Origin of the sequence: Bacteroides galacturonicus (assembly GCF_003096855.1) — a bacterium.
GTDB lineage: Bacteria > Bacillota > Clostridia > Lachnospirales > Lachnospiraceae > Lachnospira > Lachnospira rogosae.
Genome location: NZ_QEOA01000003.1, coordinates 469,416 through 476,566 on the forward strand (window position 1 = coordinate 469,416; position 7,151 = coordinate 476,566).

Below are 7,151 nucleotides of genomic sequence, written 5' to 3' on the forward strand. Positions count from 1 at the left end.
TTTAAATGGAGTATTTACGATGAAGAAAATTATATCTTATTTTTTGAGTGGAATCGTATTATGCACAGCTCTTCTTGTAACTCCTGTATCGGCAGCAGAAGTTGCACCGGCAGAGGAAACAATAACTATAAATTCTACTGTATCAGTGAGGGCTACAAATTATTGGACTAAGACAACAACAAAATTAAATTCTGTATATGGGACAGCATCAAATATTTCAACTGTTTCATCAGGGTCTGTAAGTGGATCAAATCCTCAGATTTTAAAAATAGAGGTGTATAGTAGGGTTAGTTCAGGAAGTGATTCGTTTTATTTATATGTAGAAGATGGCAATGGAAATGTTAATTATACAACAGTAAGTAAGAGTGGAACAATAACAATTAATGATTTTAATGGTTTTGATCCGTCAGGCAAGTGGAAAATATGGATTGTTACAAAAGGAACAGTTTCAACATCTACTGAAACAATAAAAGTATATTATACATATTAAAAATGTAATGTGGCTACAATTTTGTATTATAGGAGAGAGTGAAATATGAATGTAAATATTAACAATAAAAATTTATTTTCGCAAAGTTTGCTAATAAACAAATTCTTCTTTCAGAAAAATTTTTCACACAAGTAGACTGGGATTACGACCCTAGATTCTGGGTGTCAATATAGAAATAACAATTATTACTATAATAAAGATGGTGTACCTTTTTTATCAAAGGAACAGGCAGACCGTTGTATCAATGGTAAGGATTGGAAAAAGATAGTGTCTGTATCGGATAAGGTGAAGTCGGATTTAGAAAAGGTTGTAAAGCAGGATTTTATCAGTAGCAATGGTGCATATATACCAGAAGAAAGCAAGAGACATGATGTAATCAAACAGTATTTGAATACGATTCCTTCTGAACAGCGAAATTCCGCTTCGTGGACATTGAGCAGAATGGCTGGAGATTATGCTTCAAGAATGGAGACACTGGTAAAGAAAAATAATCCTGGATGGAAGCCGGGAGATGCATTTGATACAAGTATTTTAAATCAGATGGAAGATACTCTTTGTGGATTAGATTTTAAAGTATAGATGTAGGTGAGAAAAATCCAACAGGTGGCATAGTTGGAAGGACTCCGAATAATGAAAGGAGATATGTTAATATGGCAGTTACAGGAATAGAAACTTATGCGTCATATACGAATCGTTATGGCGATACACAAAATGCTGGAAACAAAACGGGCAGGACATATAAGAATGCCCATGAATATAAGAACTATTTAACACAAAAATACGATTGCTTGCGAAGCAGGGATTATTCCGTAAATATAAACAGTTCTCTTTTGTCAGAGGCTATGGGAGATGAAAAGACAAAACAATGGTTGGAGTACAATTTATCGCTAATACCAAAAACAATAGAACAGTCAAGAGCTTATGTGGCAGCAAGAGGAGCAAAGATACTGAGTTATAGTATTACTATAAATGGATATGATAGCATGAGTTCTGTAATGTGTACTCAAGATGAGGTTGATCCGGGAACAGAAAAAGCAAGGAAAGAACTTGAAGAAAGACTCGAGAAAAGAAAAGCAGAAAAGAAAGAGACAGAGGAACGGCTGGAAAAACAGCGTGCCGAAAAACAGGAGCAGGAAGAATGGCAATATAATCTGAAAATTGATGGAAAAGATGTAGCTGACCTGACAGGAAAAATGGTGGAATTGGTAGGTACTTCAATTCCTATAGGAGTGACGGAAAGCGGAGTTTCGACATTTGATGTGCTGGCATAGAAACTGATATGAGTATGCCGGGATGTATTGACATGCAGAATGTATTTTTATTTCTTTCGGTGGGACTGGTTGCGATTAACCTTATCCTTATGGAGTTCATGCAGAATACCATTGAAAGAGAAGAGAGAATAAAAATTGCGGTACTTACGGAACAAAATCAGAAAAATCGTATTGCAGATTATCAGGACCGGGAAGAAATCTATGAGCGTCAGCGAAGAAAAATGTACGATTATAAAAATCAGCTTTCCACAATCCAGACGTTGATTAAGAATGGACACACAGATGAGGCACTTTCATTTACGCAGAAACTGACAGAGAGCATAGCAGTTGAGATGTCGGCAATCAACATGAACCATCCGGTGGTCAATGCTGTTTTAAACCAGAAGTACCGCAGCATGCAGGAGAAACACATAGCGGTTATCCTGAAAGTAGGGGATCTGCAGGAGATTTGTCTGGAAGAGGAAGAGATTGTGATTCTGCTTTCCAATTTATTGGATAATGCAATCCGGGAGAGTGAAAAGGTACTGAAAAATACCGGGAAAGCGGTCATTCATCTGAAATTAGAGTGCGAAGAACATAAACTGATATTTGCGGTAAGAAATCCGGTGACAGAAAAGGTGGAAATTGAAAATGATACGATAAAGAGCAAAAGAGGGGATCATCACGGTATTGGATTGTTAAATGTAAAAGCAGTTGTGGATAAATATGGCGGTGATATGGTGCTTTCCTGCGATGAAGATGAATTTAAGGCAGTGGTCATCTTGTAAAGAGATGGTCTTTGTGTGCGTAATATGGTCGTTTGATGATATGGGACTAGGAGAACAGGTTATTTTATCCGATAAAGAAAGCAAAGGAGGTTACTATGAGTAATACAATTAATGTGAACTATATGACACGGGCTTACAATCAGTACCAACAGAAAAATGCGGCTAAAGATCAGGAGAAGGAAGATACAAGGTTTGCGGATAGTGTAAGAGAAAAGAGCGAAGCTAGTGGAAGTATAGTGGGCAATTCAAAAATAGGTTCTGTGTCTGCTAAAGATATGACGATGGTGGAATACAAGCAGTACATTTATAATAAAATATCTCAAATTCCAATGCACCCCACAAGAGCAGGCGAGTCAATATCTGTTACAATTTCAGAGGCGGGTTTTGAAGCAATGAAGAATGATCCAGAGTATGAAGCATGGGTATTAAATGATTTGCAAGTGGGTTGGTCACAACCAGATAAATGGTCCGGTATATGCGGAGGAGCGTTTTCTACAATATATTATGGAGCATCAAAAGAAGAATGTCATGCTGAGATGTGGAGTGCTGGTTATAACAATGGGAATGGTGGGAAGATTTTTAATGATAAGTCAAAAAATAGTTTTTGGGAGCGCAGAATAGAAAATAAAAAGAGAATAGAAAATCAGGTAAAGAAACAACAGGAAAAAAAGCGGATTCAGAAAAAACAAGCGGAAAGAACAGCTTATGAAGAATATGCGCAAAATAAAAGGTTATCCGCTCAGGATGCCAGAACTCGATTGGTGGCTGAGAGTAGTTCGTCTGCTAAGACTGTCACAATAAGTCAGGCAGTAGCTTCTTATGAGGCAAATTTTACAATGGCAGTAAGCGTATCGAACAAAACCCAATAGCCTGCAAATAAAAAATCAAGGCTAAATAGAAAGGAGAGATGCAGTATGGGAATTAATGGAGTATCATCGTATGCCAATACATACACATACGGAAATGTAAAAAATGAAAATGTAAAGCTATCAAAGAATAGTGAAAAGAATTATTATGCAGGATACACTATGAATTCAGCCAATAAGTTTAAAAATGTATCAGACTATTCAAAGTATTTGACTAACAAGTATAAATGTTTGACTCCATGCAAAAATGCTTCTGTATTGATTGACAGAAGTGTAATGCAAAAGGCATGTGGAGATGAAAAAACTGCGAAATGGCTTGAGGAAAATTTAGCAATTATGCCAGATGTTATACGAAATGCACAGAAGGCGGCAATAAGTCATGGTAGTAAACTGATATCAGTGGAGTTTAAGTTTACGAATAATGGAACCGAAATGACAACCTGTGGCATTTTTGGAGAGACTGGTACGGATTCAGAAATTGACAAATGGCTGGAGAGAATGAAAGAGGATAAAGAAAAAGAAGATAAAAAAACAGAAAATATGATTGCTATAGAAGCGACAACTAAAAATAAGGTAGGTTTTGATACATATGCATAGTATCAATTTCTATAATTTTGAAAAAAGAAAAGATTACAAACAAGGTATTGAAGGTAGTGGAGAGAATTGCCCGGAATGAAGTGGAAAAAACAGTTCTTGGCAGGACGGCAGAGTGTTCAGCGATTTATCACCAGCCGAAAAGACCTAAGAAAAGGGAAAACTAGGTCAGAATAATGAAATATTTTGTGGAGTGTTGCGGTTGTGATTATCGTAATGGCAAAACAAAAGGAGTTAATATGGGATTAGGCGTTGAAAATTCAGTTAAATCCGGGCGGGAATCTGACCTATCAGTATTACGCAAGTGATATCCGGGAAATTTTAGCATATAACCGGACACAGCACAAAGATATTATGTCTGAGTTAAACGTACAGTTTGTGATAGTAGACGGTACAATTCAGATAAACTGATTGGAGGAATAGAAGTATGCACATCGGTTTTGGTCAGAATACCGTATCTTCATTGTACGGTCATCAAAAAGGCGATCATATGAAAACTATAGGTTTTCTCATAAAAAGCATAAGGCAAATGAATCGCAAGAAAAAATGACCGTAACATCCGGCAAGGACGTATGCCGGAAGATAGGACATTCAGATGAAGTCGATGGGGAAAATCAGGAAAACACATATATACATGATAGTTTTGCCTTAGACGCTGGTTACGCAAATTATATCAGAGAAACGGTGCCTAAAACTGTTTGGTCAAATGATTATCTTCGAGAATTATGGGATGAAAATGCTAAATATTTAAAAAGTATCCGTGAAAGTAAAAATGGGTATGGTTTCGATGATATTGGAATGGGAGCTGCATATACCTATTCTACTATGTATCAAAAAATTGTAGAAGGATATAGGAATGGAACAAGAGAAGTGTATGTATGCGATGATTCAGAGAGTGGAAAAAGACGTTTGCTGTTAATGGATGAAGAATTGGAAAAGCTAAATAAAGGTTTTGATGAACTGATAAAATGGGATAAAATGGTTGCCAAAAGTCAAAAGCAAAATGCAGAAAAAGGACAGATTGGCTGCCGGGTACACCCTTGAAAAATATGAGAGAATTTACAGACAGGCATTTTATGATGCCGCAAAAAAGGCTGATCCTAACTGGGAAATTGGTAAGCCAATTAAAGATGGTGCATTAGATATTGTTACAAGAGAATTGGCAGAGTCGGGGAAATCTCCTGCACAGGCAACGCTTGATACTAAAATTTAACATATCAGGTATATTTGAATAATTAAAAAGAGAAAATTTTGAGCTGATTGGAGGAACAAAAATATGAACATTAGTTCTGGTCTGAATACCGTATCTTCATTGTACGGTCAACAAAAAGGTAATCAAATGAAAACTCCTGCATCTGGGGAAAAGACATTTTATACGGCAGAAACACCGAAGGTATATCAGATATTTACAACAGATAATATGTTGTGGACAGGAGGTAATGGTACAGGTCTTTCTTATTGTCTTAAATATGCGGATGATTCGACGGATGAAAATCCTGTGGTGTTAGCGAAAGGTGTGGATGAAAACGGGAAAGAGTTTGAGCAAAGAATTTATATCAATGATGTTAATCCATCAAATGCTACAGTAGTCGAAATGCGTGCATTGGAGGCACATTACAAAGTGGAAAAGCAGGGAGGTTTCACGTCTCTGCCGCTTGAAGCTGGTAATATGGGGCTTAATGACAGAAGAGATTTTATTTCAATGTTTAAAGAATGCATAGAAGATTTAAACAAATTAGGAAGGTTTGATTTATCGTTGCTTTGGACGAAAAGTATGGATGCTTATCTTGATTTGACAAGTGCAAATAGTAAGTACAAATAAGGCTTAGCTATTTGGACATAGAAGGAGAGAATTTAGAAAAAACGAAGGAGATTGAGACAATGCAGTCAATATCAAGTTATATTAATCCTAATACAAGAGGACTTACATCTAATTACAAAAATACAGCTATTAAAGATAAGGAAACCTATAATGAGGCGATGTCGCAGCACTTACTAAATCCGGTAGAAGATTTGGTTCAAGTGTTAAAAACACCTATAAAATTGGCGAAGAGTTCGTCACTTAGCAGGCAGAATAATTCTGTTAATATTGCGGAAGGGCAAAGAATCCGTGTTAATGGAGGTCATGTGCTTACGATTACGGCGCATGGAGTAGAGGTTTCTGGTGGAGATAATCCGTATGATACACAATCATATGTAAAAGCACAGAGAATGGCAGATGCATTGGCATCCATGCTGCGAAATGCAGGTGGGACAATGACTACTGTAGCACATTCAAAGGAGGAATATGCCCGGTACACAGAAGGAATTACAGATGTTATGTCTTATCTGGGTATAGACACTTCCAAAGATTTTACGGTCAATGGTATGAAATATAGCAAAAATAAAGATGGATGGTATGAGTCAGAAGCGAACCGTGATGCGCAGGCGGCATAGCAGACGGTACAATTCAGATAAAAGATCAAGTCTCAAAATAAATATTTTTTAGAGAAAATCAGAGATTTCGATAAAATGCAATATACCAATACATACACTTATGAAAATATATTTGAATAATTAAAATTATGGAGGACACTATGAAAGTTCAAGGAAATAGGTATATTAATAATCCAGAGATGGTAAAAAATAAGGTTGAGAAGAAAACAACTGTTCCTCAGAATATTATTTCGGAGGATGATGTGAAAATCAGTGATTCAGCAAGAAAGTTAGTTGAGACTGCTCGTAATAAGGTATCGGATTTTCATACAATGCATTTTTCATCTATTAATGGAGAGATAAGAGAGATACCAGCAGAATATAAATGTGAAAATTTATTCAAATTAGATTTGAAAGCAACTTCCATTTCTGGAGAACAAAATGCGTTTGAAGGCTGTTCGGAAAATCAATCAGAGGTTTTTGAAAAATGGCTGGACGAAAATGCTTCTGAATATTTGACAGAAGATGAAATGAAAGATTTAAAAGAGAAGATTAATGCAATGACAGCAGATGTAGATTCTTTGAATGCTCAGGAGGGATATAGAGGAACTTCTTATGAATCTGTATTTTTGTTAAGTGCAAGTGAAGTGGGGCTAAGGAAAGTAAATGAAATGTATGTTCCAGAGCAATTTCAAGCTGGTTTTTCAGACATGATTGACGAATATGTTCATTTTAATGATTCGGCACG

General features: G+C 36.3%; 13 protein-coding genes. All 13 read left to right on the forward strand.

Annotation, left to right across the window (positions count from 1 at the left end; genetic code table 11):
• The first annotated feature begins 19 nt into the window (after positions 1 to 19).
• Positions 20 to 490, forward strand: a complete 471-nt coding sequence (locus C7390_RS04995; RefSeq protein WP_055288260.1) for a hypothetical protein — start codon at positions 20 to 22, stop codon at positions 488 to 490.
• Between the two features lie 240 nt (positions 491 to 730).
• Complete coding sequence (locus C7390_RS13625; protein ID WP_318295572.1) at positions 731 to 1,069, forward strand: DUF3879 family protein; 339 nt, start codon at positions 731 to 733, stop codon at positions 1,067 to 1,069.
• 71 nt (positions 1,070 to 1,140) lie between these two features.
• Positions 1,141 to 1,761 carry a DUF6033 family protein gene (locus tag C7390_RS05005; RefSeq protein ID WP_318295566.1) on the forward strand — a complete coding sequence of 207 codons (621 nt, stop codon included), beginning with the start codon at positions 1,141 to 1,143 and terminating at the stop codon, positions 1,759 to 1,761.
• Between the two features lie 32 nt (positions 1,762 to 1,793).
• Positions 1,794 to 2,528, forward strand: coding sequence for a sensor histidine kinase (locus tag C7390_RS05010; RefSeq protein ID WP_306787091.1), 735 nt, complete (start codon positions 1,794 to 1,796; stop codon positions 2,526 to 2,528).
• Positions 2,494 to 2,631 carry a hypothetical protein gene (locus C7390_RS13630; protein WP_154646182.1) on the forward strand — a complete coding sequence of 46 codons (138 nt, stop codon included), beginning with the start codon at positions 2,494 to 2,496 and terminating at the stop codon, positions 2,629 to 2,631. The genes C7390_RS05010 and C7390_RS13630 overlap by 35 nt, the downstream gene beginning before the upstream one ends.
• Positions 2,624 to 3,397, forward strand: a complete 774-nt coding sequence (locus C7390_RS05015) for a hypothetical protein (protein WP_055040312.1) — start codon at positions 2,624 to 2,626, stop codon at positions 3,395 to 3,397. The genes C7390_RS13630 and C7390_RS05015 overlap by 8 nt, the downstream gene beginning before the upstream one ends.
• Positions 3,398 to 3,442: 45 nt before the next feature.
• Positions 3,443 to 3,991, forward strand: a complete 549-nt coding sequence (locus tag C7390_RS05020) for a hypothetical protein (RefSeq protein ID WP_116443711.1) — start codon at positions 3,443 to 3,445, stop codon at positions 3,989 to 3,991.
• 47 nt (positions 3,992 to 4,038) lie between these two features.
• Entirely contained in the window at positions 4,039 to 4,155 is a 117-nt protein-coding gene (locus C7390_RS13875; RefSeq protein WP_243142571.1) for an AgrD family cyclic lactone autoinducer peptide, read from the forward strand.
• Positions 4,156 to 4,534: 379 nt separating this feature from the next.
• On the forward strand, positions 4,535 to 5,032 hold the full coding sequence (locus C7390_RS05030; RefSeq protein WP_318295567.1) for a hypothetical protein: 498 nt from the start codon (positions 4,535 to 4,537) through the stop codon (positions 5,030 to 5,032).
• Positions 5,010 to 5,201 (forward strand): DUF3879 family protein, encoded by a 192-nt coding sequence (locus tag C7390_RS05035; protein ID WP_318295568.1) that lies wholly within the window; start codon positions 5,010 to 5,012, stop codon positions 5,199 to 5,201. Before C7390_RS05030 ends, C7390_RS05035 begins: the two co-directional genes overlap by 23 nt.
• A 63-nt stretch (positions 5,202 to 5,264) precedes the next feature.
• Complete coding sequence (locus C7390_RS05040) at positions 5,265 to 5,810, forward strand: hypothetical protein (RefSeq protein ID WP_116443712.1); 546 nt, start codon at positions 5,265 to 5,267, stop codon at positions 5,808 to 5,810.
• Positions 5,811 to 5,869: 59 nt separating this feature from the next.
• Positions 5,870 to 6,424 carry a hypothetical protein gene (locus C7390_RS05045; RefSeq protein ID WP_318295569.1) on the forward strand — a complete coding sequence of 185 codons (555 nt, stop codon included), beginning with the start codon at positions 5,870 to 5,872 and terminating at the stop codon, positions 6,422 to 6,424.
• Between the two features lie 140 nt (positions 6,425 to 6,564).
• On the forward strand, positions 6,565 to 7,151 hold a 587-nt coding region (locus C7390_RS05050), incomplete at its 3' end, for a hypothetical protein (protein ID WP_116443713.1).